At 57.9% G+C, this 25,073-nt stretch carries 25 protein-coding genes; 10 read left to right on the top strand and 15 right to left on the bottom strand.

Annotated features, from left to right (window positions below; translation table 11 throughout):
* The first annotated feature begins 82 nt into the window (after positions 1 to 82).
* Positions 83 to 1,429, top strand: coding sequence for a DEAD/DEAH box helicase (locus tag ACQR3R_RS12995; RefSeq protein WP_428272655.1), 1,347 nt, complete (start codon positions 83 to 85; stop codon positions 1,427 to 1,429).
* A gap of 52 nt (positions 1,430 to 1,481) precedes the next feature.
* Here ACQR3R_RS12995 and ACQR3R_RS12990 read toward each other — a convergent pair whose 3' ends face one another.
* Complete coding sequence (locus ACQR3R_RS12990) at positions 1,482 to 1,757, bottom strand: hypothetical protein (protein ID WP_428272653.1); 276 nt, start codon at positions 1,755 to 1,757, stop codon at positions 1,482 to 1,484.
* An 83-nt stretch (positions 1,758 to 1,840) separates the two neighbouring features.
* Positions 1,841 to 2,575, bottom strand: coding sequence for a DUF899 family protein (locus tag ACQR3R_RS12985; protein WP_428272651.1), 735 nt, complete (start codon positions 2,573 to 2,575; stop codon positions 1,841 to 1,843).
* 176 nt (positions 2,576 to 2,751) lie between these two features.
* Here ACQR3R_RS12985 and ACQR3R_RS12980 point away from each other — a divergent pair, with 176 nt between their 5' ends.
* A complete protein-coding gene (locus ACQR3R_RS12980) occupies positions 2,752 to 3,141 on the top strand; it encodes a hypothetical protein (protein ID WP_428272649.1) in 390 nt (129 codons plus the stop codon).
* 65 nt (positions 3,142 to 3,206) lie between these two features.
* Here ACQR3R_RS12980 and ACQR3R_RS12975 read toward each other — a convergent pair whose 3' ends face one another.
* The 3 genes from ACQR3R_RS12975 to ACQR3R_RS12965 all read right to left on the bottom strand — a co-directional run bounded on the left by ACQR3R_RS12975 (position 3,207) and on the right by ACQR3R_RS12965 (position 5,270).
* Entirely contained in the window at positions 3,207 to 4,076 is an 870-nt protein-coding gene (locus ACQR3R_RS12975; RefSeq protein ID WP_428272648.1) for a DUF6279 family lipoprotein, read from the bottom strand.
* Between the two features lie 78 nt (positions 4,077 to 4,154).
* Entirely contained in the window at positions 4,155 to 4,871 is a 717-nt protein-coding gene (locus ACQR3R_RS12970; RefSeq protein WP_428272646.1) for a TorF family putative porin, read from the bottom strand.
* Positions 4,872 to 5,090: 219 nt separating this feature from the next.
* Positions 5,091 to 5,270, bottom strand: a complete 180-nt coding sequence (locus ACQR3R_RS12965; RefSeq protein WP_007946007.1) for a hypothetical protein — start codon at positions 5,268 to 5,270, stop codon at positions 5,091 to 5,093.
* A gap of 361 nt (positions 5,271 to 5,631) precedes the next feature.
* Here ACQR3R_RS12965 and ACQR3R_RS12960 point away from each other — a divergent pair, with 361 nt between their 5' ends.
* The 3 genes from ACQR3R_RS12960 (at position 5,632) to ACQR3R_RS12950 (ending at position 8,033) form a co-directional block, all read left to right on the top strand.
* A complete protein-coding gene (locus tag ACQR3R_RS12960; RefSeq protein WP_428272643.1) occupies positions 5,632 to 6,468 on the top strand; it encodes a S1-like domain-containing RNA-binding protein in 837 nt (278 codons plus the stop codon).
* Positions 6,469 to 6,514: 46 nt separating this feature from the next.
* A complete protein-coding gene (locus ACQR3R_RS12955; RefSeq protein ID WP_428272641.1) occupies positions 6,515 to 6,907 on the top strand; it encodes a DUF2177 family protein in 393 nt (130 codons plus the stop codon).
* Between the two features lie 193 nt (positions 6,908 to 7,100).
* On the top strand, positions 7,101 to 8,033 hold the full coding sequence (locus ACQR3R_RS12950; protein WP_428272639.1) for an EamA family transporter: 933 nt from the start codon (positions 7,101 to 7,103) through the stop codon (positions 8,031 to 8,033).
* Here ACQR3R_RS12950 and ACQR3R_RS12945 read toward each other — a convergent pair.
* The gene (locus ACQR3R_RS12945; protein ID WP_428272637.1) at positions 7,978 to 9,159 is read right to left on the bottom strand and encodes a YbfB/YjiJ family MFS transporter; all 1,182 of its coding nucleotides are present in this window, start codon (positions 9,157 to 9,159) and stop codon (positions 7,978 to 7,980) included. The two genes, ACQR3R_RS12950 and ACQR3R_RS12945, sit on opposite strands and share 56 nt — an antisense overlap.
* Positions 9,160 to 9,262: 103 nt before the next feature.
* Here ACQR3R_RS12945 and ptrR point away from each other — a divergent pair, with 103 nt between their 5' ends.
* Positions 9,263 to 10,156: a putrescine utilization regulator PtrR gene (gene ptrR / locus ACQR3R_RS12940; RefSeq protein WP_428272636.1), complete on the top strand. Its 894-nt coding sequence runs from the start codon at positions 9,263 to 9,265 to the stop codon at positions 10,154 to 10,156.
* A gap of 139 nt (positions 10,157 to 10,295) precedes the next feature.
* Entirely contained in the window at positions 10,296 to 10,424 is a 129-nt protein-coding gene (locus tag ACQR3R_RS12935; RefSeq protein WP_007914492.1) for a PA1414 family protein, read from the top strand.
* Between the two features lie 71 nt (positions 10,425 to 10,495).
* Here ACQR3R_RS12935 and ACQR3R_RS12930 read toward each other — a convergent pair whose 3' ends face one another.
* From ACQR3R_RS12930 to speB, 6 genes are all read right to left on the bottom strand, one after another.
* Positions 10,496 to 10,747: a phosphopantetheine-binding protein gene (locus tag ACQR3R_RS12930; RefSeq protein WP_428272633.1), complete on the bottom strand. Its 252-nt coding sequence runs from the start codon at positions 10,745 to 10,747 to the stop codon at positions 10,496 to 10,498.
* 53 nt (positions 10,748 to 10,800) lie between these two features.
* Complete coding sequence (locus ACQR3R_RS12925) at positions 10,801 to 11,526, bottom strand: MBL fold metallo-hydrolase (RefSeq protein WP_428272631.1); 726 nt, start codon at positions 11,524 to 11,526, stop codon at positions 10,801 to 10,803.
* An 86-nt stretch (positions 11,527 to 11,612) separates the two neighbouring features.
* Entirely contained in the window at positions 11,613 to 12,992 is a 1,380-nt protein-coding gene (locus tag ACQR3R_RS12920) for a sodium:solute symporter family transporter (protein ID WP_428272629.1), read from the bottom strand.
* Between the two features lie 225 nt (positions 12,993 to 13,217).
* Complete coding sequence (locus tag ACQR3R_RS12915; RefSeq protein ID WP_428272627.1) at positions 13,218 to 14,729, bottom strand: cytosine permease; 1,512 nt, start codon at positions 14,727 to 14,729, stop codon at positions 13,218 to 13,220.
* A gap of 54 nt (positions 14,730 to 14,783) precedes the next feature.
* Positions 14,784 to 15,206: a nuclear transport factor 2 family protein gene (locus tag ACQR3R_RS12910; protein ID WP_428272625.1), complete on the bottom strand. Its 423-nt coding sequence runs from the start codon at positions 15,204 to 15,206 to the stop codon at positions 14,784 to 14,786.
* A gap of 9 nt (positions 15,207 to 15,215) precedes the next feature.
* A complete protein-coding gene (gene speB, locus ACQR3R_RS12905; RefSeq protein WP_428272623.1) occupies positions 15,216 to 16,166 on the bottom strand; it encodes an agmatinase in 951 nt (316 codons plus the stop codon).
* A gap of 162 nt (positions 16,167 to 16,328) precedes the next feature.
* On the opposite strand from speB, the gene ACQR3R_RS12900 reads away from it, so the two are divergent.
* Together ACQR3R_RS12900 and ACQR3R_RS12895 are read left to right on the top strand one after the other, a co-directional pair.
* The gene (locus tag ACQR3R_RS12900) at positions 16,329 to 17,222 is read left to right on the top strand and encodes a LysR substrate-binding domain-containing protein (RefSeq protein ID WP_428272622.1); all 894 of its coding nucleotides are present in this window, start codon (positions 16,329 to 16,331) and stop codon (positions 17,220 to 17,222) included.
* Between the two features lie 4 nt (positions 17,223 to 17,226).
* The gene (locus tag ACQR3R_RS12895; RefSeq protein WP_428272620.1) at positions 17,227 to 17,823 is read left to right on the top strand and encodes a DTW domain-containing protein; all 597 of its coding nucleotides are present in this window, start codon (positions 17,227 to 17,229) and stop codon (positions 17,821 to 17,823) included.
* A 418-nt stretch (positions 17,824 to 18,241) separates the two neighbouring features.
* On the opposite strand, the gene ACQR3R_RS12890 is transcribed toward ACQR3R_RS12895, so the two are convergent.
* Genes ACQR3R_RS12890 through ACQR3R_RS12880 form a run of 3 tightly spaced genes read right to left on the bottom strand, consistent with a single transcriptional unit; the run spans position 18,242 to position 23,156 of the window.
* A complete protein-coding gene (locus ACQR3R_RS12890; protein WP_428272618.1) occupies positions 18,242 to 19,609 on the bottom strand; it encodes an HlyD family type I secretion periplasmic adaptor subunit in 1,368 nt (455 codons plus the stop codon).
* 9 nt (positions 19,610 to 19,618) lie between these two features.
* On the bottom strand, positions 19,619 to 21,769 hold the full coding sequence (locus ACQR3R_RS12885; RefSeq protein ID WP_428273421.1) for a type I secretion system permease/ATPase: 2,151 nt from the start codon (positions 21,767 to 21,769) through the stop codon (positions 19,619 to 19,621).
* A gap of 28 nt (positions 21,770 to 21,797) precedes the next feature.
* The gene (locus tag ACQR3R_RS12880; RefSeq protein ID WP_428272617.1) at positions 21,798 to 23,156 is read right to left on the bottom strand and encodes a TolC family outer membrane protein; all 1,359 of its coding nucleotides are present in this window, start codon (positions 23,154 to 23,156) and stop codon (positions 21,798 to 21,800) included.
* A 492-nt stretch (positions 23,157 to 23,648) separates the two neighbouring features.
* On the opposite strand from ACQR3R_RS12880, the gene ACQR3R_RS12875 reads away from it, so the two are divergent.
* Positions 23,649 to 25,073: retention module-containing protein (locus ACQR3R_RS12875; protein ID WP_428272616.1), on the top strand; the 1,425-nt coding region annotated here is incomplete at its 3' end.

The raw sequence follows: 25,073 nt of genomic DNA, 5'->3' as shown, positions 1-25,073 counted from the left end.
TTTGTATAAAGAAACTCGGCCTGAGCGCCCGAAACCGGTACCCTATGCAGCTGTTTTTTTGTATTTCTTCGAGGTAGCACCCGTGTTTTCCCAATTCGCCCTGCACGAACGCCTGCTCAAAGCCGTGGCCGAGCTTAAATTTGTCGAGCCAACGCCTGTGCAAGCAGCGGCTATTCCGCTGGCGCTGCAAGGGCGTGACCTGCGGGTGACAGCGCAAACCGGTAGCGGCAAAACCGCGGCCTTCGTTTTGCCGATCCTCAACCGTCTGATCGGCCCGGCCAAAATCCGGGTCAGCATCAAGACCCTGATCCTGCTGCCGACCCGTGAGTTGGCCCAGCAGACCATCAAGGAAGTCGAGCGTTTCGCGCAGTACACGTTCATCAAATCCGGCCTGATCACCGGCGGTGAAGACTTCAAGGTCCAGGCTGCCATGCTGCGCAAGGTGCCGGACATCCTGATCGGTACGCCAGGGCGGATGATCGAGCAGTTGAACGCTGGCAACCTCGACCTGAAAGAGGTTGAAGTGTTGGTGCTCGACGAAGCCGACCGCATGCTCGACATGGGTTTTGCAGAAGACGTGCAGCGCCTGGTGCAAGAGTGCACCAATCGTCAGCAAACCATGTTGTTCTCCGCCACGACTGGCGGTTCTGGCCTGCGCGAGATGGTCGCCAAGGTGCTGAACAATCCTGAGCATCTGCAGCTCAACAACGTCAGCGACCTGAATGCGACGACCCGTCAGCAAATCATCACCGCTGACCACAACCAGCACAAAGAACAGATCGTGAACTGGCTGCTGGCCAACGAGACCTATCAGAAGGCCATCGTGTTCACCAACACCCGTGCCATGGCCGACCGTATTTACGGCCGTCTGGTGGCCCAAGACTACAAAGCGTTTGTGCTGCACGGCGACAAAGATCAAAAAGACCGCAAACTGGCGATCGACCGTCTGAAGCAGGGCGGGGTGAAAATCCTCGTGGCCACTGATGTTGCCGCTCGTGGTCTGGACGTGGAAGGTCTGGACTTGGTGATCAACTTCGACATGCCGCGCAGCGGTGACGAATATGTGCACCGTATCGGTCGCACGGGCCGCGCCGGCAACGATGGCCTGGCCATCTCGCTGATCTGCCACGGCGACTGGAACCTCATGTCGAGTGTCGAGCGCTACCTGAAGCAGAGCTTCGAGCGGCGCACCATCAAGGAAGTCAAAGGCACCTACGGCGGACCGAAAAAGGTCAAGGCATCAGGCAAAGCCGTTGGTGTGAAGAAGAAAAAAGTCGACGCTAAAGGCGACAAGAAGAAAACCGGCGCCAAGGCTCCGACCAAGCGCAAAATTGCTAACCGCCCGAAGACCGACGCCCTGTCGCTGGTCAGCAAGGACGGCATGGCCCCGCTCAAACGCCGTAAGCCGGAAGCCCCGGCTGCTGAATAAGCGTTTTCAGCGGTGCATTAAAAAACCCGGACACTGTCCGGGTTTTTTGCATCTAGCCCTCGGCTTTTTTATCCGCCGTATCCAGCTCTTTCAAGCGCTGGTCAATCAACTGGCACTTGTCCGGCAAATCCGCGCTGGCTGTGCCCATGTCCATTTTCTGCAACTGCTCGTTGATCTCTTTGGCTTTGGTCGGATTTTGCTCGGTGAGCTTGGCCACTTCCTGGGCCAGTTGTTCGCGCTTGGCTGTGGCTTCCTCGGGAGTGCAGGCCCAAACGGGCAGGGCGCAGGCAAGGGTGGCGGCGAGGGTGATTTGCAACATGCTTTTCATGGGGTAAGCCTCGGGTCCGGTTAAGGCGGGTTATCCGGTTGAGGGTTGATCCCGCTAAAAAGTTCAGTGGTCAACACGGCTGACTAATTCCCATGACAGCAACTTGAGGTGGAGTTGCCCTCGTAGCGATCATGGTGTTTTACCCATTCCATGATGTGTTCCTCGTTGCGACCTTTGGGCGTCAGGTCGAGATAGTTGTAGGCGCCGACGAGCATGTCCAGGCCTCGGGCATACGTGGAGTAGGTGTGGAAGATTTCGCCGTTGTCGTTGCGATAAAACACGCTGAGGCCGGGAAGTTCTTCTTCGGCGCCGTCGGTTTTTTCGTAGTTGTAGGTGGCTGTGCCTGCTGCGACGTCTTGCGCTCGGGCTGAAACGCCAAAGTCGTAATTGAAGTCGCAGCCTGCTGACGAAACCCAGTCGAATTTCCAACCCATGCGTCGCTTGAACGCCTGGAATTGTGCGAAGGGCGCGTGAGAAACCGCGACCACCGAGATGTCGTGATGGGCCAGGTGCTGATTGGCGCCGTCGATGTGGTCGGACAGGAACGAGCAACCGGGGCAGCCTTCATCCCAACCATCAGCGAACATGAAGTGATAGATGACTAATTGGCTGCGATCGCCGAACAGGTCGGCCAGCCGCATCTCGCCGCCGGGGCCTTGGAAGTGATACGCCTTGTCGACTTTCACCCAAGGCAGGGCACGGCGTTCTGCGCTGAGTTTGTCGCGTTCCCGGGTGAAGGCTTTTTCGTGGGCCAGGTGTTGCTGGCGGGCAGCGAGCCATTCTTCGCGGGACACAACGGCATGATTCGAAATGTTCATTGAGTTTCTCCTGCGGTGTGCTGGGAGGTGACTTACACAGCCTAGTCGTTTGGCCATCGCCCAATTCGACATACCGCCGTTCGGTACCTGCGAGCACCTTGGCTGAACGGCTGTGCGCGGCGCCGGTCACAACCTTTGTAGGCCATCTCACTTACTGGCTTGGAGGTTGAATCAGGATGACAATTTATAACTGGGATTTGATTGAGCGGTTGCTGCACGAGGTGCAACACGGGGAGAGCAGTTTCACCCCCCGCCCGTACGCCGAGGACTACGCAGCGGCGAAGGCGGCAGAAGGCGAGCAGACCGAGAACCTGGATCACCTCAAAGCGGTGGCCGGCGAGTATGAAAAGCTGTTGTTGACGCGCGGTTACATCGAGCCTCGGCCTGAAGATCAGGGCGGCACGGGTTCCAATTACATTTTGACGGCGCGCGGTTCGAGTTTGTTGAGCCTGATCGACAGCAGTATTCCGGGTAACGAACACCCGCGTCAGGTACTGGATGAGCAAGCCGATGCGCTGGACGAGGCGACGTTCGATACAGTGGCCTCCAAGGCGCAAATTGCCTGAAGGCAGCCTCTTTGGCGTGCAGGAGTTGGCTGGCCAACTCCTGCAAAAGGAGTGTTCCGGGCCGTTTAGCCCTGTTTAGCCGCTTTCAGGCACTTCAGGTCATTGAAGTCTTTTCTCACGCCATCAATTTTCTTCAACAACCGCTGACGTTGGTCGGGGGTACTCTGCGCCATTAAGTCCACGATCAGTGCTCGCGCCTGGGCTTCCGTATTGGCGTAGGCCTCGCGGTAAGCCGGCGTCCATAAACTTTCGCGATTGACCAACAGCGTCTCGATTCGCTGTGCAAATTCAGGACTTTGGCGCTGCGCAACGGCCGCACTGAATTGTTTCTGCCAGTGCACACGATTGGCGATCCATTGCGTGTTCTGGTCACCCAAGGCATTTGACCACGCTACAACGCGTTGTTGTTGGGTGGGGCTGAGGGGGCCGAGCCAATCACCCAAGCGTTTTGCCATGCGTTCGCTACGTTCCTTGATTTGCTGTTCCAGAGACGGTTTGAGGTATTCCTCCTGGCGTTTGCGTTGGTCCTTGGCGAACGCCTCGTTCATTTCCGCGACCTGATTGTCGTCCAGTCCCTGCAGCAACTCGATGGCTGAGGGCGTGATCTCGCGCGCAGTCTGAGCGATGGCCTGTTTGGCTTCCTGAGTGCGGGTTTGCAGCGCGGCGTCAGTGACCTGATTGGTCTGAACCATCGCCTGCAAGCGGTCCAGCCAGCCCAGATAACCTGGCAATTGCGTGGTGCAGTGCCAGCTTAAATGTTCTTTGAGCCGCTCGTTGAACCAGCCTTTTTGCTCGCCGTTCATGTCCAGGTAGTCGCTGAGCGTCCACGGAATGATCACGTCGAGGTTGCGATAAGCCAGGCCCATACGGCTGCAGCCGCCGAGTGCGAGGCTGAGGGTCAGGACGACAGCGAGATACTTTAACCAGCGCGACATGGCGAATCCTTGCGAAGGCCTGGCTTCTTTTATGGACGTCTATATGTGAGCGCAGGATGAGTCCCGCAGTTCAGACGATCAATAAAAGGCGCGCTCGGCCTTCAGGGTGACCAAGCCATCGCATTGGCTATTGTGCCCGGAATAAGCCGAGCAACCGCTACCGCTGAGGCTTGAATCGCTGTAGATAAGGTCCAGGTCCACGCCCATGAACGGGCGCGACAGTTTCACTGACCAATCGGTAAAACTGCCGACGTAGCCCCCGTCCACCGACACGGGTGTGTTGAGCTGGTGGGTGGTGTATTTCATGCTGATACCGATGCCGAACGGCTGATTGCCGCCCAAATCGGCGAATACCGTGCTGTTCTGTTTGTCGGGGTCATTACTGAACGCTGCACCGAAACGGCTACCCAGTACCGTCAAACCGCCAAACAGCTCCTGGCTATCGAGGGTGTCAAGTTTGGGATAGCTGTAGTGGATCATTCCCACTTCGTAGCCCAGGGTTTGGTCAAAAGGTTGTTTAAAACCCAGGTAGGAATCGACTTCGAGATTGGCGCCCGGCGTAATGCCCATGCTGGGTGCCCACTGGCCTACGTAAAAACCGCTGCCATGGCTCAGGTCCAGACCGCCGTGGAAAGAACCGGTGCTGGACGGTTTGACTAATCCTTGGGCCATGCTGCGACTGGGCGTGGTGCCAAGTTTCAGGTCGAAGTCGCCCAGTTCGCGCTGGAAAATTTGCGCGTTGGCGATTGAACACGACAATAAGCCGCCGAACAATAAATAGGAGGGTTTGAGCATGCGTCACTCCATGAACAGCGAGGAGCAGGAACCGAGGCCTGCTGAAACGCTTGATCTAGACGTGTGCAAGCATACCGGCGAATGCTCGGCATTTAAGGCCGTTCGTCGATTATTGAAATATTGGTGTTGAAGGCGGGATTTTGATTGGGTGTTGCGAGGAGGGTTCCAGTCCAAGCGCTTCGAAGCTCAAAGCGCCTATGGACCAGTTAAAGCACCGTGTTACTTTTTGCCCAAAGTGATCTGTTTGGACGGGCCAAACGTCTGGCCGCTGACGCCTTTGGCAATTTGCTGGATCTCTCCACCGGATTTGAGGAACGCAGCAATCTGGTTGTTGATCGATTCGCTCGTTTCAACGGCTGGAGCTGGCTTTGCTTTGCTGTTGGATGCTTTTACACGCATGGCGGCCATTAACCTGTAGAAAATTAACTTGGCCACGCATCGTACAGGAAATACTTGACAATTGCTTGGCAAATATCCCCCTGAAATACACATCGTAGGGTGGTAAAACGCTCTGGATTGTTATGCGTATTATTAGCTTAAGTCGCTGTTTTAACTAAGAACCGCGCTTGAAAATACAATGGGTTTCGACCCGTTCAACGCCGTGCAAATCTACTGCTCGGCCTGACGAGCGGCCAATCTCACCCTGCGCAAACCGCGAAAATCAGGGTCTTGGCGTGATTTTCTTTCCTGGCCGGACGGGGCACCCAACGCAACCAGCAAAACCGGGTAGAATGCCGCCCACGTAATGAGGGTATTGGAAATGGCTTTAATCGGGCGCTACAACAGTTTGCAAGTGGTTAAACACACTAACTTCGGTTTATATCTGGACGGTGGAGCGGACGGAGAAATTCTGCTGCCTAATCGTTATATCCCCAAGGATATTCCCAGCGAAGATGAAGACTGGCTCAACGTTTTTATTTATCTGGACAGTGATGACAAACTCATCGCAACTACCGAAAAGCCGAAAGTGCAGGTCGGTGAATTTGCCAGTTTGAAAGTCGTTGAAGTCAACAGCATCGGCGTATTTCTGGATTGGGGTCTGCCGAAGGACCTGTTGCTGCCGTACTCCGAAGAAAAGCGCCAGATGACGGCCGGCGAGTACGTCGTGGTGCACGTTTACCTCGACAAGCATACCCGCCGCATCACCGCGACGGCGCGGCTGGACCGCTACCTGGACAAAACCCCGGGCAGCTACACACCTGGCCAGGAAGTGGATTTGCTGGTGGCTGAAGCGACAGACATGGGCTTCAAGGCGATCATCAATAACAAGCACTGGGGCTTGATCCACAAGAACGAAATCTTCAAGTTCATGCGCGCCGGCAAAGAAGAAAAGGGCTTTATCAAGGAAGTCCGTGCCGACGGCAAGATCAGCCTGAGCCTGCAACCGGTTGGCGAAGAAGCGGCCACCAGCCTGAACTCGAAGATCCTCGCCAAGTTGCGCGAAAACAACGGCAGCCTGCCGGTCAGCGACAAGAGCGACCCGACCGTGATCAGCAACCTGTTCGGTGTCAGCAAAGGCAACTTCAAGAAGGCGATTGGTGCGTTATACAAGAACGGTCAAATCGTCATTCACGCTGATCGCATTGAACTAAGCTGACCGTGCGCCGGCCCCATGTAGGTCGATCACATGGGGTTGCACAGTTATGAAAAAAGCACTGGTTGCTTACGTTGGCACTCTGCTGGCGTTTCTGGTTCTCGACGGACTTTGGTTGGGCGTGTTGATGGCGCCGACCTACCGGGCGCTGCTGGGTTCATTGATGCTGGATCAACCGCTGCTGGCCCCGGCAGTGGTTTTCTACCTCCTTTACGTTATCGGTTGTGTGGTGTTCGTGGTCTTGCCGGCCGTCACCTGGCAGCGGGTTGCACGCATGGGCGCGCTATTGGGATTGGTTGCTTACGGTACTTACGATTTGAGTAACTGGGCGACGCTCAAAGGCTGGTCGGCGCAACTCGCCGTGATGGACATGGCATGGGGCGCGTTTGCGACCTGCATTGCGTGTGTCGTGGGGTATTGGGTCGCGCGCAAAGTGCGATAGCCGATTGATGCCTGCGCTATGGGCTGCATGACGCGCTCAGTGAGTTAAACGTCTCTTGCAGGCGCTTTTTTCTGGCCATCTGGTTAATAATCAACCGCATAATTTCTCGCCTCGGTGCTCTGTAAACCACAGTGCCGGGGCTTTGTTTCTATTGTCGAGCCACTGCCATGGATTGTGTTGTCGAGGTGTATCGGTGAGCGCCACGAGGCGTAGTGCCGATGGGTTTGCGCTGCAAGTCATGATCGGCTTGTGCCTGATCTGGGGAATCCAGCAGGTGATGATCAAATGGGCCGCGCCCGATATCGCACCCGTGATGCAAGCGGTCGGGCGATCGGGCATTTCGGCGCTGCTGGTCGGGTTACTGATCTGCTGGAAGGGTGGCTGGGACCAGGTGGGAAGTACCTGGCGTGGTGGATTGCTCGCGGGTGCGTTGTTTGGCCTGGAGTTCTTTTTCATCTCCGAAGGTTTACAACTGACGACGGCGGCGCACATGTCGGTGTTCCTCTACACGGCACCGATTTTCACCGCGTTGGGCGTGCACTGGTTGTTGCCTGGCGAGCGGTTGAGGCCGGTGCAGTGGCTGGGGATTTTTCTGGCTTTTGTCGGGATCGCTTTTGCTTTTGCCGGCGGTGTGTCCTGGGACAACCTCGACCGCCGCATGTTGTTCGGTGATGCGTTGGGCATATTGGCCGGCGCTGCATGGGGCGCAACGACCGTGGTGGTGCGCGCATCGCGTTTGTCGGAGGCGCCGGTAACCCTTACGTTGTTCTATCAACTGATTGTTGGTTTTGTCGGTCTGTTGCTGATCGCGACACTCGGCGGCCAGGTGACTCACGTCAGCCTGACAACGGTGGCGGTGGCCAGTGTGCTGTTTCAGGGCCTGGTGGTGTCATTCTTCAGTTACCTGACCTGGTTCTGGTTGCTGCGCCGGTATCTGGCGGCGAATCTGGCGGTGTTTTCGTTCATGACGCCATTGTTTGGCGTCACGTTCGGGGTGGTGCTGTTGGGTGAAGAACTGAGCCTGAATTTCGTCATCGGCGCCGTGCTGGTGTTGCTCGGCATTACCTTTGTCAGCGCTGAACAGTGGGTGCGCCGTCGGTTGCGCAAAGCGCTCGGCCAGCACTGACCGGGCCGAGCAACAGGGCACCAGCGATGAGCAAACCGCTGCCCGCGACGATCAATGCCGGGTGCAAGCCGCCACTGAAGTGGCTGCTTGAAGCGGCCAGCAGCGGCCCGGCAAGTTGCCCCACCGCGAAGCAAGCAGTCAGCAACCCGGCGTTGCGTTGGGTGGCGTGTGGCGCCAGTTCACGCGAGCGTTGCATCACCAATTGCATGCACGCCAGAAACGGAGTGCCGCACAACACTACCCCCAGCGCCAGGCCTGTACCACTGCCCAGCAAGCAAGCAAAAACCCCCGCCGCCTGTAACCACAACGTTGCCATCAGCCAGTGGCGAGTGGCACTCGGGTTATGGCGACGCAAACTCACCAGCACCACGCCGGCAGCCGCTGCCAGCCCAAAGCACGGCCAAAACAGATCGGCTTGCCACTCGCCGTGAAACTGCGCGCTGGCCATTTGCGACAGGAAAGTGGCCGGGATGATGTAGCCCAAACCGAACAAACCGTAGATCAGCCCTAAACGAGCAATGCCTTGCTGGCCGGTGCTTGCATTAACGGGTGCGCTGGCGGCAACCGGTGCTGGCTGCGGCAGAAACGGCAGAATCACCAGCAACATCACCAGCCCCACAGCGGCATATACCAACCAGAGAACGGCGGAAGTTTGACCCGTCAGGTTCGAGCCCAATGCCAACAACCCGGTCAGCAAGATCCCCAGCCCCGGACCTGCGAATACCAATGCGCCAAGGCGTGGACGCCCGGCCGCAGCCGCCAGAGGCTGGCTCAAGGCAGTGATCATCACCAGCACCCAGGCACTGGCCACGCCGGTGCCAAAACGCAACGCCAAATGTGACCAGAAACCGTTGGCCCAAACGGAGGCGAGCGTCAGCAGCACACATAACCACAAGCCACCGAGCAAGCGCCTGCGCACTTGTTCTGGACGATGTGAAAACATCGCATCAACCGCGCCCACGAAGTAGCCGAGGTAGTTGGCGGCAGCAATCAGACCAGCGGCAGTCAGGTCAATCTGACCTTCGCTGAGCAAGTGCGGAAGCTGTGGCGTGAGGGCAAAACGGCCGATGCCCATGGCCATCATCAAAGCGATAAAACTGGCGAGCAAGCGAATCAGAGGAGACATGGTCCGAATTCCTGCAGAGGTTCAATGACCGTCAGGCTAGGACTGATTGACTTTCTTTAAAAATGAATAATAGTGAGTAACTTGTTCTTATTTGGAGAAAGGTGTGGAGTTCAGCCAATTACGGATTTTCCAAGCGGTGGCGGAGGAGGGTTCGATCACCCGAGCCGCTGAGCGCCTGCATCGGGTGCCTTCAAACCTTTCTACGCGGCTCAAACAACTTGAAGAGCAACTCGATGTAGAACTTTTCGTCCGTGAGCGTCAGCGCTTGCAGCTATCGCCTGCGGGAAAAATCCTGCTGGACTACACCGCCAAACTCTTCAGCTTGCACGACGAAGCTCAAGCGGCGGTGCAGGGCGGGCAACCGGCCGGTGATTTCGTATTGGGCACCATGTACAGCACCGCGGCTATCCACCTTCCGGAGCTGTTGGCGCGGTATCACCGCCGGTATCCGGCAGTGAATCTGCAGGTGCAGTCTGGCCCAAGTGGTGAGCTGCTTGAAGGTTTGCTGACGGGTCGTCTCGATGCAGCATTAGTCGACGGTCCATTGGAGCTGGCCGGGCTCGACGGCGTGCCGATGATGCACGAGCGACTGGTGTTGATCAGTGAGGCTGACCATGCGCCGGTGCGTAGCGCGCTGGACGTGGAAGGGCGCGCGGTGTTCACGTTCAGGCGCGGTTGTTCCTATCGGATGCGTCTTGAAGCCTGGTTCGCGCATGACCACGCGTCGATGGGGCGGGCGATGGAGATTGAATCCTATCCAGGAATGCTCGCGTGCGTGATTGCAGGTTCGGGCGTGGCGCTGATGTCGGAGTCGATGCTTGCCAGCCTGCCAGGCCGTGAAAGCGTGGCCGTGCACCCGCTGGCCGAGCCATTTGCCAGTGCAACCACGTGGCTTATGTGGCGCAAAGGCATGGTCGGGGCCAATTTGAATGCGTGGATCGAGCAGCAACAGACGCTTTATCCGACGTTACAGAGTGAATCCCTGCGAATTGCTTGAACTATCGCTTCTTGATTTGGATCAATTCAGTAACAGATCATTGCGACTTTCGACGAGCATTACGTAGGACTTCGGACTATTATCAGTGCGAAGCGGCTTCAGAATTCAGGTCGCTCGGCACTACCCTGAAGGGGGCATCATGAAAGAGAAAATCCAGAACTGGCTGCACGACCTCGGTGTCGCACTCGGTTTGATCGAACCGCCTCTGCAACCTGTGCCTATCCGCACTGACGACGAACAGCGCCGACGCCAGCAGCGTCGTCGGTAATGTAGCGAGGGGGTGAGCCCCCTCAACTCCGCAGAGTGCACTGCCAAAATAAACGTGTTTGGCAGCTGTTCTCAACTGCTTCCAATCTTCATCAAAAACCGGCTCAGGTCGTTTGCCGTCCTGGCAGTCTTGAGCATTTGATCTTCCTGCGTCGTGAACGCAGTCAATCCCAGCTCATCTTCCAGATGGAAGATAAGCTCGGCGATGTCTTCTTTGTCCAATCCCAAATGTTCCAGACTGGCGTCGTCGTCAAAGTCTTGCTGGTTGTCCAGCAGGCGGCTGATGAAACGATGCACGGCGGCACGAACGGCGGCTCTTTTCATGGGCGATCTTCACGGGTTTGTTGTTGTTTTCCCTGAATTGAGTACAGCAGGCTTCAGCCGTGATGGCGCAGCCACTCGTCAATCATTACCCGCAAGTGCTCACCTGAAAAACTGCCGAAATGACCGCCGTGTACGGTGCGGATTGGCAGTTCGCGCAGGCGTCGCAGGCTGCGCGCGTAATCCTGGAGATTGGAGTGGTAGGCGTCCTCGATCAGCGGTCCATCGTAAATGATGTCGCCACTGAACAGCGTTTCGGTCGCGGCTTCATACAGGCTGATACCGCCGGGCGAATGCCCTGGCGTATGCAATACCTGAAGCACGCGATTGCCCAGATCGAGTACGTCTCCTTCCTCGATCATCCCCGTGGCCGGTGCGGCTTTGACCCGGTACTCGGCGTAGCACAACGGGCAGTCAGGATGCGCCTCGAACATATCGTCACCGACAAACGCGGTGGCCAGCGTGTTCTCGCCGTCGGGTGAAGCCAAAATCCGGGCTTCGGCGGGATGCACCAGCCGTTCCGGGAACTCATGATGGCCGGCAATGTGATCAAAATGACAATGACTGGCCACAGCCACTAGCGGGCGCTCGGTGATCCACGGCAGTTGCTCGCGCAAACTGACCAGCCCCGAACCGCTGTCCAGCAACAGGTCTTTGTCGCGGCCCTGTATATGCCACAGATTGCAGCGATAGAAAGGGCGGATGTAGGGTTCGTGGATGAGGCGGATACCGTCACTGAGCTGTTTGACTTCGAACCACTGATCGCGGCTGACGATCTTCATTGGCAGATTCCTTCAGGCGAAAAAAAACGAGTGTGGCAACCGACGCCACACTCGTCGAAGAAAGCATCAAGTCGTTGTCAGTCAGCTTAGATCGCGCTCGCCACCGCAGCAGGGCGACGCGACATCAGGCTGACGAGCACGAAGGCCACCAGGCCCACACCAAGGCTGTAATAGATCGGGGTGTTGGAATCCAGACCATCCTTGAACATGAAGACCAGCGCAGTGGCGAAGCCCATGCCCATGCTGGCGATAGCGCCGGCGGTGGTTGCACGTTTCCAGAAAATCGCGCCGATCAGCGGAATCAGCATGCCGCCCACCAACAGGTTGTAGGCGAGTGTCAGGGCGCTGATCACATCGTTCACGACCAAAGCGATGCCGAGTACCACGATGCCGGTCAACAGGGTGAACAGGCGATTCATGCCCAGGCTCGACTGTTTGCCGCCACGCAGTTTCGGCAGCAGGTCTTCGGTCAACGTGGTGGCAGCGGCGAGCAGGCCGGCGCTGGCGGTGGACATCATCGCAGCCAGTGCTGCGGCGATTACCAGGCCACGGATACCGTCCGGCAAGGACAGTTTGACGATGGCGGCGAAGGCGTTGTTGACGTTATCCAGGTCCGGAATCAGCACGTGAGCGGCCATGCCGATCAGGGCGCAGGCCAGTCCGTAAAGAATGCAGTAGAAGCCTGCGAAGGTGCCGGCGACCTGAGCCACTTTGGCGCTCTTGACGGTGAACACGCGTTGCCAGATGTCTTGACCGATCAGGATGCCGAAGAAGTAGATCATGAAGTAGGTAATGATCGTGTCCCAGCCGATGGCGGTGAAGCTGAAGGCGCTTGCCGGCAGTTTCAACACCAACTCATCCCAGCCGCCGACGCGGTACAGGCAAATCGGCAGCAGGATGAACATCAGGCCTACGGTCTTGATCACGAACTGGACGATGTCGGTCAGGGTCAGCGACCACATGCCGCCGATGGCCGAATAGATCACCACCACGCCACCGCCGAGCAGAATCGACAGCCAGAAGGGCAGGTCGAACAGCACTTGCAGTACGGTGCCGATGGCCAGGATCGAAACCACGCCGATCATCAGCGCATACGCCAGCATGATCACCGCGCTCGCTGAGCGTGCCATCGGGTTGTAGCGTTTTTCCAGGACTTGGGTAACGGTGTAAATCTTCAGCTTCAGCAGCGGTTTGGCGAGGAATAGGTTCAGTGCGACGATCCCGCAGCCCAGCGCGGCGCAGAGCCAGAAGCCCGAAATGCCATGAACGTAGCCCAGGCGCACGGTGCCAACGGTGGACGCACCACCCAGGACGGTAGCGGCCATGGTGCCCATGTACAGGCTTGGGCCGAGGTTACGACCGGCGACCAAAAAGTCTTCGTTGGTCTTGGCTTTTCGCATGCCGTAATAGCCGAGTATCAACATCGCGGCGGCGTAGATGAGTACGACGAATAAATCCAGTGCCATGGTGGCGTGTCTCCGATTGTCTTTTTTATGTGAGGCTGAATTGCATTGCTGTGTTGGGCTTTTGTGGCGAGGGAGCTTGCTCCCGCTGGGCTGCGAAGCGGCCCCAAATTCTGCATTTGAGTTTCTCAGGGAAGACTCAATTGCCTTTTTTGCGACTGCTGCGCAGTCGAGCGGGAGCAAGCTCCCTCGCCACAGGTGTACATTCCCATCAGCATGTTTTGTTTATCAGGCGGCTTGTCGCAACGCCGTTTTACCGAGCGAATCCTTGCCCTTGCTGCGTGCATCTTCAGGACCGAAAACCGCTGCCGATTCCGGAAACAAACTCAGCAGCGTCAGGTACACCAGCGATGCCAGGCCCAGTGTCACCGGCAGGCTGATGTCGATGCCGCCCGCAAGATTGCCCAGCACGCCGACGAACTGCCCCGGCAGGTTGACGAAGCACAAGCCCACCAGCGCGCTAGGAATCCAGGCGCCCAGACCGCGCCAGTTCCAGCCGTGCGTGAACCAGTAACGGCCTCCTTTCTCACCGCGAGTGAACACTTGCAAGTCATCGGGGCAGTAGAAGCCGCGACGCACCACCAGGCCGATGATCATGATCACCATCCACGGTGTCGTGCAGGTGATGATCAGTACGGCGAAGGTCGACACGCTCTGAACCAGGTTGGCGGCGAAGCGACCGATGAAGATGAAGGCAATCGACATCACCCCGATCAGCAACGTTGCCTTTACCCGAGACAGTACCCGTGGGAACACGCTGGACATGTCCAGGCCAGTGCCATACAGCGACGTGGTGCCGGTGGACATGCCACCGATCACTGCAATCAGGCACACCGGCAAGAAGAACCAGTTTGGCGCGACAGCCAGCAGACCGCCGACGTAGTTATTGGCTGCGATGTAGTCCGGTGCCTTGATTGCCACGATGGTGGCGGTAGCGAGGCCGAACATGAACGGGATAAACGTGGCGATCTGCGAGATCACCACCGCGGCCATGATTCGGCCCTTTGGCATGTCGCGAGGGATGTAGCGCGACCAGTCACCGAGGAACGCGCCGAACGAGATCGGGTTGCTCATGGCGACCAGTGCAGCGCCGATGAACGCCGCCCAAAAACCGGGTTGGCCCATGCTCACTGTGCCGGCGAAATTCACATCGAACGGCCCGGCGAAGGCGAAGATGCCCAGCAAAAACAGCAGGCTGGCGCTCCACACAGCGATCTTGTTGACCCACAACAGAAAGCGGAAGCCGTAGATGCAAACGGTCAGTACCAGAATCGCGAACAAACCGTAGGCCAGGCCCAGCGTGAGGTCGGTTTCCGGAAGACCGATCAGGCGCTTGGCACCCCCGATCAATGCATCGCCCGAACTCCACACTGAGAGCGAGAAGAAGGCGATAGCGGTCAACAACGACAAAAACGAACCCACGATCCGCCCGTGTACGCCAAAGTGCGCACCGGAAGACACGGCGTTGTTGGTGCCGTTGATCGGGCCGAACAGGCCCATCGGCGCCAGTATCAGCGAACCCAGCAGTACGCCCAGCACAATCGCCCAGACGCCCGCCTGAAAAGACAGGCCGAACAGTACCGGGAAACTGCCGAGCACGGCGGTGGCGAAAGTGTTGGAACCACCGAAGATCATCCGGAACAAGTCCGTTGGGCCTGCGGTGCGTTCGCTGTCCGGGATCTGTTCGACCCCGTAGGTTTCAATTTGCGTAAGGCTTTGGTCGTTGTTTTTGTTATTCATGATCAGCTCCGATCATAAAGGCGCGCTCATCGTGTGTGAGCGTCACCTGTTTGGCTAAGGGGATGGCAGCCCTTCCGGCATTGCGGACAAATGTTCATGACAGGCCAGCCATAGGCCTTGTTGTTGTTTGCCAGACGCTTGTTTGCGGAAAACAATCGTCTCGCGTTCCTGGCTAAAGTGTTGCTCCCCTTGCATGCGCAGCTTGGTGGCTACGTCATGGATGAAAATCGCCACGTCACCCTGCAGGCTGACGAAGGCGTTGCTTGAGGTGCACGAGAGCACCTCGAAGCCATCCTGCGAGCGCCAGTTGTCCCACAACACCTGGTAGGCATCGCGCGACAGCAGAGGCTGCTCGAGGGTGTAGAACACAAAGCTTGCATCAGCGCTGAATGCGCCGAAGTAGGCTTCGCGGTCGTTGCTGGCAAACGCTGCAACCAGGTCGGCCGCAGCTTTCAATACTTGATCACGTTCGTTCATGACCTGCCCTCAGCGGTGGACCACGCCAGGCAATACGCAGAGCATCTCGTACAGCAAGTTGGCGGCCAGCAGCGAGGTGTTGCCGGTGGTGTCATAAGCCGGCGAGACTTCTACCAGATCGCAACCGATCAGATCCAGACCTTGGCAGCCACGTACGATTTCGATTGCCTGAATGGTGGTCAGGCCGCCGATTTCCGGGGTGCCGGTGCCAGGTGCCCACGCCGGGTCGATACCGTCGATGTCGAAGCTCAGGTACACCGGGCCGCCGCCGACTTTCTCGCGCACTTCAGCCATCAGCGGTGCGAGGGATTTGTGCCAGCACTCTTCGGCTTGAACGACACGGAAACCCTGCTTGCGGCTCCAGTTGAAGTCGTCAGCGGTGTAACCCTGGGCACGCAGGCCGATTTGCACTACGCGGTCCGGGTCCAGCAGGCCTTCTTCCACGGCGCGACGGAACGTGGTGCCGTGGGCGATTTTCTCGCCGAACATGTGATCGTTCACATCGGCGTGAGCGTCGATGTGCACCAGGCCTACCTTGCCGTGCTTTTTATGGATGGCACGCAGGATCGGCAGGGTGATGGTGTGGTCGCCACCCAGTGTCAGCGGGATCACATCGTGTTCAAGGATGTTGTCGTAGGATTCTTCGATGATCCGAACGGCGTCCAGCAGGTTGAAAGTGTTGATCGCCACGTCGCCGATATCGGCAACCGACAGCGAGTCGAACGGTGCGGCGCCGGTGGCCATGTTGTAGGGGCGGATCATCACGGATTCAGCGCGGATTTCGCGAGGTCCGAAGCGAGTGCCCGGGCGCAGCGAGGTACCGATGTCCAGCGGAACGCCGACGAAGGCAGCATCCAGGCCAGCGGCCGTTGGTAAATGGGGGAGTCGCATCATGGTGGCGATGCCGCCGAAGCGCGGCATTTCGTTGCCGCCCAGTGGTTGGTGCAGAATCTTTTCCACGGGTTCAGGCCTCATCTTTTTTATAGTAGGAGCTGTAATAGGGGCCGATTCTGCGAAATGTAGTGCCCGGGAAGAATCGCTACGGGCAAATACTTAGTTCAGATTTTTCTAAACTAATGGCCATGACGGCGATAGACTTCACGGGATCTCTGGAGACGACTCATGGCCAACGCTTTACCCGACTTGAAACTTTTACGCATTTTTGTCAGCGTGGTTCGCCACCAAGGGTTTGCCAGCGCCCAGCATGAGTTGAACCTTTCGACCTCGGCGATCAGCACTTACATGAGCCAACTCGAGGCCGCCCTTGGCCTGGTGCTGTGCCATCGCGGTCGCGGCGGTTTCAGCCTGACCAGCAAGGGCGAATTGTTCCATCAGGAGACCCTGCGCCTGCTCGGCGAACTTGAAGGCTTCGAGCAATATGCGGCGGCGTTGAAGGGCGAGTTGCGCGGTACGCTGAACCTCGGGGTGATCGACTCCACGGTCAGCGACAAAGCCTTGCCCTTTGCCGAAGCCATCGGTGCGTATAACCAGGAGCATCCGGCGGTGCATCTGCATTTGTCGGTCATGAGCCCTTATGAACTGCAACTCGGCGTGCAGGACAATCGTCTCGATCTGGCCATCGGTGCGTTTTCCACGCGCATGAGCGGTCTGGTGTACATGCCGCTCTACCGCGAACAGCACTGGTTGTATTGCAGCAGCCGTCATCCGCTGTTTGCCGAGCGGCGCATTCCCGAACAAGTCATCACGCAGCAGCGCATGGTCGGCCGTGGCTATTGGAGCCAGGCTGAACTGGCCCGACACGGTTTCAAACACAGCGCCGCTACCGTGGAAAGTATGGAAGCGCAGCTGATTCTGGTGCTGTCCGGCGCCTACATCGGCTATTTGCCGGAACACTATGCGCAGGCGTGGGCCGACAAGGGGGATTTGCGAGTTTTACTGCCAGCGACTTTTGGCTATCAGGCGCCATTCTCGATGATCGTGCGTCGGGGCCGCAGTCGCGAGCCGTTGATCCAGACGTTCCGCGATTTGCTAAAAGCGCAACTGAACCAGGCCTGAGACCATGCCCAGAATCCAATGCCCGCGCTGCTTGCGTCCACAAACGCACTGCCTGTGCTCGCTGATCCCAAGCCTCGATAGCCGCACTCGAGTGTTGTTGCTGCAGCATCCGAGCGAGGTCAACCATGCACTGAACACTGCGCGGTTAGCGGCGTTGGGGTTGAACAACGCCGAGCTGATAGTGGCTGAGGTGTTTGACGATTTGCCGGGGCTGTTGAATCAACCGGGTTATCAGGCGCGGCTGTTGTTTCCTGCCGACGATGCGCAGCCGTTACAGGCTTACACCGCCTCGGATTTGCCGTTGTTGTTGGTGGTTCCGGACGGTACCTGGCGCAAGGCACGTAAGATGCTGCACCTCAATCCGCTGCTGGCCGCGTTGCCGAGAGTCACGTTGCCCTCGGGTGGCGTGTCCCGGTACCGGTTACGCAAGGCGCCGGAACCGGGCGCGTTGTCGACGGTGGAAGCGATTGCCCAGGCGCTGCAGACGCTGGAAGCACCGGACAGTTTTGAGGCGTTGTTGAGGCCGTTCGAGGCATTGATCGAGGGGCAGATAGCGGCGATGGGGGAGGCGGTTTTTCAGCGTAATCATGGGCCGAAATAGCCGATGTGTTTGACGGCCTCATCGCGAGCAGGCTCGCTCCCACAGGGTTCGCGGCGTGCACAAAAGTTGTGGGCATCATGAAAACCTGTGTGTGCGGGCCTGCCTGTTGCCATCGCGAGCAGGCTCGCTCCCACAGGGTTCGCGTCGTGTACGAAAGTTGTGGGCATCATGAAAACCCGTGCGCGTGCGCCTGCCCGTTGCCATCGCGAGCAGGCTTGCTCCCACAGGGTTCGCGGCGTGCACAAAAGTTGTTGGCATCATGAAAACCTGTGTGTGCGGGCCTGCCCGTTGCCATCGAGAGCAGGCTTGCTCCACTAGGAACTTGGAGTGAACACCTATTTGTATTCACAACTGATCAAATGTGGGAGCTAGCCTGCTAGCGATAGCATTGCACAATCAATGAAGACACTAGCCGCAACTACCGTTCGCGCATCGCTTCGGTCCGGGCTTTCAGCACTGGTTTCAGCAGGTAATCCAGCACGCTTTTCTCACCGGTAATAATGTCTACCGTCGCCACCATTCCCGGAATAATCAGCAACGGTTTTACATCCCCGCCCAGGTGATTCTTATCGGTGCGTACCTGAATCAGGTAAAAGCTGTTGCCCTTGTCGTCGGTGATCGTGTCTGCGCCAATCAGCTCGAGTTTGGCGCTCAGCCCGCCGTAAATCGTGTAGTCGTAAGCGCTGAACTTGACCATGGCTTTCTGGCCCGGGTGCAGAAACGCGACGTCTTGCGGGCGGACTTTCGCTTCGATCAACAGGTTGTCTTCCAGCGGCACGATTTCCACCATGTCGCTGCCTGGCTGAACGACGCCACCGATGGTGTTCACCTTCAGTACCTTGATAATCCCATGAACCGGCGAGACCACAGTGGTGCGGCTCACCCGGTCATCAATGGCGATGCTCGATGCAGTGATTTTCGACAGGTCAGTGCGTTTCTCATTCAGGTCTTTAGCGGCTTCGGAGCGAAACGTCTGCACCGATTCATCGATCTTGCTTTTGATCTCGTTGATCGCCGATTCAGCACGTGGAATGGCGAGGGTCGTGGCATCCAGCGAACCGCGAATTTCCACGGCGCTGCGTTTGAGGCGGAGGATTTCCACCGGCGAAACCGCCCCGGTGCCGACCAGCGGTGCCGACATGTTCATCTCTTGTTGAAGCAGCGCCAGGCTCGAACTGAATTGGCCCTGTTTGGAGCGAAACTCTGCCAGTTCCTGGGTTTTTTGCCGAAGTTGCTCGGTCAGCGTGCGTTGTTCACTGGCCAGGCGACGCTGGCGTTGGTCATACAGGGAGCGTTCGTCTTCGGCCACTTGCGGGGCCTTGGCTATGACTTCATCCGAGAGCTTGAAAGGTCGACCTTCAGCTTCGGCTGAAAGCCTTTCAACTTGCGCGGTCAGCGCATACCGATCAGCCTCGCTTTCACCTTTGTTCGACAGAAAACGTGTGTCATCCAGGCGCAGTAGCGTGTCGCCCTTGTTCACCATTTGCCCTTCGCGGACGAAAATTTCGGTAACGATGCCGCCCTCAAGGTTTTGAATCACCTGAACCTTGCTCGACGGAATAGCCTTGCCTTCGCCCATGGTGACTTCCTGCAACACCGCAAACTTGGCCCACACCAGCGCCGAGATCAGCAACGCTGCCGCCAGCCACACCGTAATGCGTGACCAACGAGGGGAGTCGTCGAGTGTCGCTCCAGCGGTTTCCGGCATGAATTCGCTTTCGGCGCTTTTGCTGAAACTGCCAAAGTAACCCCTGTCTTTCGAAGAGGCTGGCGATGAATCGGACATGGACAACTCCTATACCGCCGCAGAGCCGACACGGCCCTTGCGTAGTGCATCAATGACCGCTTCTTTAGGACCGTCCGCGACAATCCGCCCGTTGTCGAGCACCACCAGCCGATCCACCAGGCTGAGCATCGAGGTGCGATGGGTTACCAACAGCAGGGTTTTGCCCTGAACCCAACCGTGCAGTTTTTGCCGCAGAACGTCTTCACTGCTGTTGTCCATGGCGCTGGTGGGCTCATCCAGCAGCATGATCGGCGGGTCGAGCAACAAGGCTCGAGCCAGCAGAACTGCCTGGCGTTGACCGCCTGACAGCAGTTGGCCTCGTTCACCCACCGGCCGGTCGAAGCCTTGTGGATGCTGGCGCGCGAGTTCGGTAACGCCGGTCAGTTCAGCCACCTCAAGCATCCGCGCATCACTGACGTAGCGCGCGCCCAGGGTGAGGTTGTCGCGCAGGCTGCCGGCCAGCAATGGCAGGTCATGAGCGACATAACCGATTTGTTGACGCAGGTCGGCCACGTCCAGTTGTCGCAGGTCCAGACCATCGAGCAGCAATTGGCCTTCTTCAGGCGCGTAGAACCCCATGACCAATCGCGCCAGGGTGCTCTTGCCCGAACCGCTGCGACCGATGATGCCGACCCGTTCGCCGGCCTTCATGCTGAAGCTGACGTTGGCCAGCGCTGGTGCGTTTTGCCCGTTGTAATGGAAGGTCACGCCGCTGACGTCGAGTGCGCCTTGCAGTTGTGTGCGCTCCAATGGCCGTTGCTTGGCGTCGCGTTCTTGGGGCAAACCCATCAGCGCATCGGTGCTTTTCATGGTCAGTTGCGCTTGCTGGTAGCGAGTGATCAACCCGGCGATCTGCCCGAGCGGTGCCAGCACGCGGCTGCCGAGCATGTAAGTCGCTACCAGCGCACCCACGCTGAGGTTGCCGGCGATGATGCTGTAGACCCCAGCGACAATGGTCGCCATGCCCGAAAACTGCTGGATGAACAGGGTGCCGTTGGTGGCCAGCGCCGAGAGGTTGCGCGCGTGGCTGTCGAGGCGGGTGAGGGCGCCGTGGGTGCTTTCCCATTTGTGCTGGCGTTCGCTTTCGGCGCTGCAGGCCTTGAGCATTTCCAGGCCACCGAGTGTTTCGATCAGCAACGCCTGGCGTTCTGCGCCCAGGCTGAGGCTTTTTTGCACGGTGTCGCGCAGTCGCGCCTGAATCACCATGGCGAAGATGATGGTGATCGGAAACGCCAGCAGTGGAATCACCACCAGCCAGCCGCCGAGCAAACCGATGACCACCAGCATCAGGACGGCGAAGGGCAGGTCGATCAGGCTGGTCAGCGTAACCGCCGTCAAAAACTCGCGCAGGCCCTGGAAGTCATGAATGCTTTGCGCAAAACCACCGATGGTTGCGGGCCGCGCTTTCATGGCCATGCCGGTGATGCGTTCGAACAGCGTCGCGGAAAGAATGACATCGGTTTTTTTGCCGGCGGTGTCCAGCAAGTGCGCACGAACGACCCGCAGCACCAGTTCGAAACCGGTGCCGATCAGCAAGCCGATGGCCAACACCCACAAGGTCGATGTGGCTTGGTTCGGCACCACCCGGTCGTAGGTTTGCATCACGAACAACGGCACCATCAACCCCAGCAGGTTGATCAGGAAACTGGCCAGAATCGCATCGCTGTACAGCCACTTCGAGAGTTTTAGCGTGTCGCGAAACCACGCCTCTACGCGCGGAATCAGTGGTGAACGCAAGTCTTCGAGTTCATGACGTGGCCGGGCGAACAGGGCTTGGCCACTGTAATCTTCAATCAACTCTTCACGGCTGACCCACTGTTCTCCGCCGTCCGCTTCGCTGGGCAGAATCAACACCCGACCGTCATCACCAAAACGCCGCAGAACAGCCGTGCGGTTGTTTTTCAGGATCAGCATCACGGGCAGGTTCAGCGGTGAAATATCTGACAATTCACGTCGTAGCAGGCGTGCTTGCAGACTGGCGCGAGCCGCTGCGCGGGGCAACAGGTCGAGGCTCAGGCGCTGCTTGTTCAGGGGTAGCCCGGCACTGAGGCTGGCTCGGCTGACGGTCGCGCCGTGCAGTTTGCAGAGAATCAACAACCCGTCCAGAAGTGGGTCATCGAAGCTCAGGCGCGGATCAACACCGGTGTTGCCGGGTTCCATGCTGGTCACAGTTGTCGCTCCAGTTGATCTACTTCAGTTCAGGCAAACGCGCTTCGTTTTTCACTTCGGTCTGGGCGATGGCATCGGCAGGCAACACAACCCGCTGCTTGCTCAGCAACTGACCCATGTTGGCCAGCACGCGGTACATCGAATACTCCTCGGTATAGCGCACTTCGGTGTAACGGCGATTGGCGTTATAGAGCTCGTTCTCACTGTCGAGCAAGTCGAGCAGCGTCCGCTGGCCCAAACCGAACTGATCCTGATACGCGGCACGTACGCGTTTGGTGGTTTCGGCGTATTCACGAGCGGTCGGTGTTTGCTTCTTGGCATTGACCATCGCGTTCCATGCCAGGTGGATGTTCTCGTTCAGCTGGCGCAGCGCATTGTTGCGGATGTCCATTGCCTGGTTGATCTGGTGCGCATCGGACGCCAAACGAGCCTTGTCGCTGCCACCGCGGAACAGGTTGTAGTTCATCACAACGCCGACTCGCCACTCGTTATCGTGACCTTCCTCGCCCTGCACATTGTTGTTGGCGCCCACCGCGGCTTCGGCGTCGAAGCGTGGATAAAACGGCGACTTGGCAACTTCATACTGGCTTTCAGCCGATTGCACGTCAGCTTGTGCCGACTTCAGGTACGGGTTGTTTTCGACCATGCTCTGCTGCGCTTCCGGCAGCGTGTTGGGCAACTCGCCGCGGGTCGATGGCGGGGTTTCCAGCTCATCCGGAATACGCCCGACTACGGCGTAGAAATTCGATTCGGCATCCGCGAGATCGACTTCGGCGGTGTCGAGGTTGTTTTGCGCCAAGGCCCGACGAGCGGTGGACTGGTCAGAGTCGGCGTTGCTGCCAACACCGCGTTGCGTGCGCAGGCCAATCTGATCGTTGACCCGCATGTGCGCTTGCAGGTTGTTCTTGGCCAGCGTCACCAGTTCGCGACGTTTGAGCACTTCGAGGTAGACCTCGATGGTGCGCAGCGCCAGGTCTTGCGCGGTGCCTTGAGCGTAATAAGCGCGAGAGTTGACCACGCCTTTGGTGCGCTCGACTTCGTTGGAGGTGTTGAAGCCGTCGAACAGCATCTGCCGCAAGCGCAATTCGGATTGGGTGTAGTTGAGAATTTCGGTGTGGTGATTGCCGAACGCCCGGGTGTTGGTGTTGTCGCTATAGCCACGGCCGTAAGCGGCGTTCAAATCCACCGATGGATAAAAGCCACCTTTTGCGACTTTTACTTCTTCATCTGCGGACAGGCGCGCGTCCACGCGCGATGCAAGTTCTGGGTGAGTTGCAATCGTGCTTTGAATCGCTTCGGTCAACGAAATGGCTTGAGCTTGAGATGTGCAGGCCATGGCCAAAAGAATCGCACTGCAAAGAGGGGTTAAATGGCGCATGGGTGCTTCTCCCTGATTCCTGATGGTGCTTTATCAGTCGCCAAAAATTTGACGACATTTATAGGTAAAACCGTTTCATGCTTGTAACAACAGAGCTAAGAACATTCTAGAGGGGAGCTAAGAAATATTTCTCATAAAGCTTATTCCAAAAAAAACTTATGCGCTCGGAAAATTCCAGCACATTGTTCACTCACAAAGCCCTTGTTTTGTGAGCTATAGTGAGCTCCATCAGGGTTGTACATAGTTCAATCCACTAATCGACAAAGGGCGGAGAAGTGCTGAAAGGGAGGGGCGCGGAGCAGTTTTTTAGTGACGGTTTTTTGTCACTTGGTGGATCAAAACTGTTACGCACCGTACGGCGAGTGGTTGCCGAAGTGGGTTCTATGCCGCTGATTGCATAGATTTTCTTCCCGGAATTGGCCAGTTTTGGTCAACAGCAGATTCTTCGTAACAACAGGACGCCGACAGTGGTTGGCAGCGGAGGAAATGCACATGGCAACGCTTATCGGCATCGTCAGTAAGGTCATTGGTCAAGTGTTCGCGGTGGCAGGAGATGGCACGCGACGCGCGCTGGTTGAAGGCGATCGGCTGTTTGCCGGCGATCAATTGGTTACCGGTGCTGAAGGTGCGGTGGCGGTGCATCTGCAAAATGGCCAGGAACTGACGCTGGGGCGCGACAGCAGCCTGCAGATGAATGCTCAGTTGCTGGCGCATCAGGCGTCGCATGTGGATGCACCCGAGGCGGTGACGCCGAGCGAAGCGCAGTTGACCGATGTGCAACAACTGCAAAAAGCCATTGCGGCCGGTGCCGACCCGACCCAAACCGGCGAAGCCACTGCCGCAGGTCCGGCTGCGACCGGCACGCCAGGTGCTCTGGGTGGCGGGCACAATTTTGTACTGCTCGAAGAAGTGGGCGGGCATATCGACCCAACGGTTGGTTTTCCGACGGCGGGCTTCAACGGCATTCCTGAGTTTCCACTGGAACGCCTGGCCGGTGATCCGAACAATGGCGACAACGGTATCGTCGCACCGGTCGCACCTGAAGTGCCTGTTGTCCCTGTCGTCCCTGTGACGCCGGTTGTGCCGGAGGTGCCCAACAATCCGGTGACCCTCAATGGCCTGTCGGTAACGGGCGGGGAACTGACTGTCAATGAAGCCAACCTGCCGGATGGTTCAGCGAGTAATCCGCAAGCGTTGACCCAAAGCGGCACCTTTACCGTGACCGCGCTGGACGGCCTGACCAGTTTGAGTATCGGTGGTGTCAGTGTGATCAGTGGTGGCGTGGCCGCAGGTTTCCCGCAGTCGATCACCACGCAATTGGGCAACACCCTGACCATTACCGGCTACAACCCGGCCACTGGCGTGGTCAGCTACAGCTACACCCTCACCGGTAACGACGCGCATTCTGCCGGTGATGGCGCGAACAACCTCAGCGAGCAGTTCACTGTGGTTGCCGGCGACAGCAATGGCGACAGTGCCACCGGTTCGCTGGACATCAACATTACCGACGACGTCCCTAAGGCCGTCGATGACAGCAACTCGGGCGTCGCTTCCACTGCTCACCAGACACTCGAAGGCAACGTCCTGACCAACGACGTGCAAGGCGCCGACCGCGTACCGACCGGTCCGGATTCCGGACCAATCACCGCCGGTACCTTCAACGGGACTTACGGCACGTTGGTGCTGAACGCCAACGGCACTTACACCTACACGCTGAACATCAGCGATGCCGCGTTCAAGGCATTGCACGATGGCGGTAGCGGCACTGAAACTTTCACCTATACCCTCACCGATTCCGACGGCGACACCAGCACCGCGAATCTGGTGCTGAACATCCACAACAGCCCGGTGATCCTCAACGGCCTGGATGTGACGGGCGGTGAACTCACTGTCTACGAGAAAAACCTGACCTATGGC

This window comes from Gordonia sp. IEGM753, from assembly GCF_050321825.1.
GTDB lineage: Bacteria > Pseudomonadota > Gammaproteobacteria > Pseudomonadales > Pseudomonadaceae > Aquipseudomonas.
Note: the sequence above shows the minus strand (reverse complement) of the source record. Positions and strands in the feature narration are given on the sequence as shown.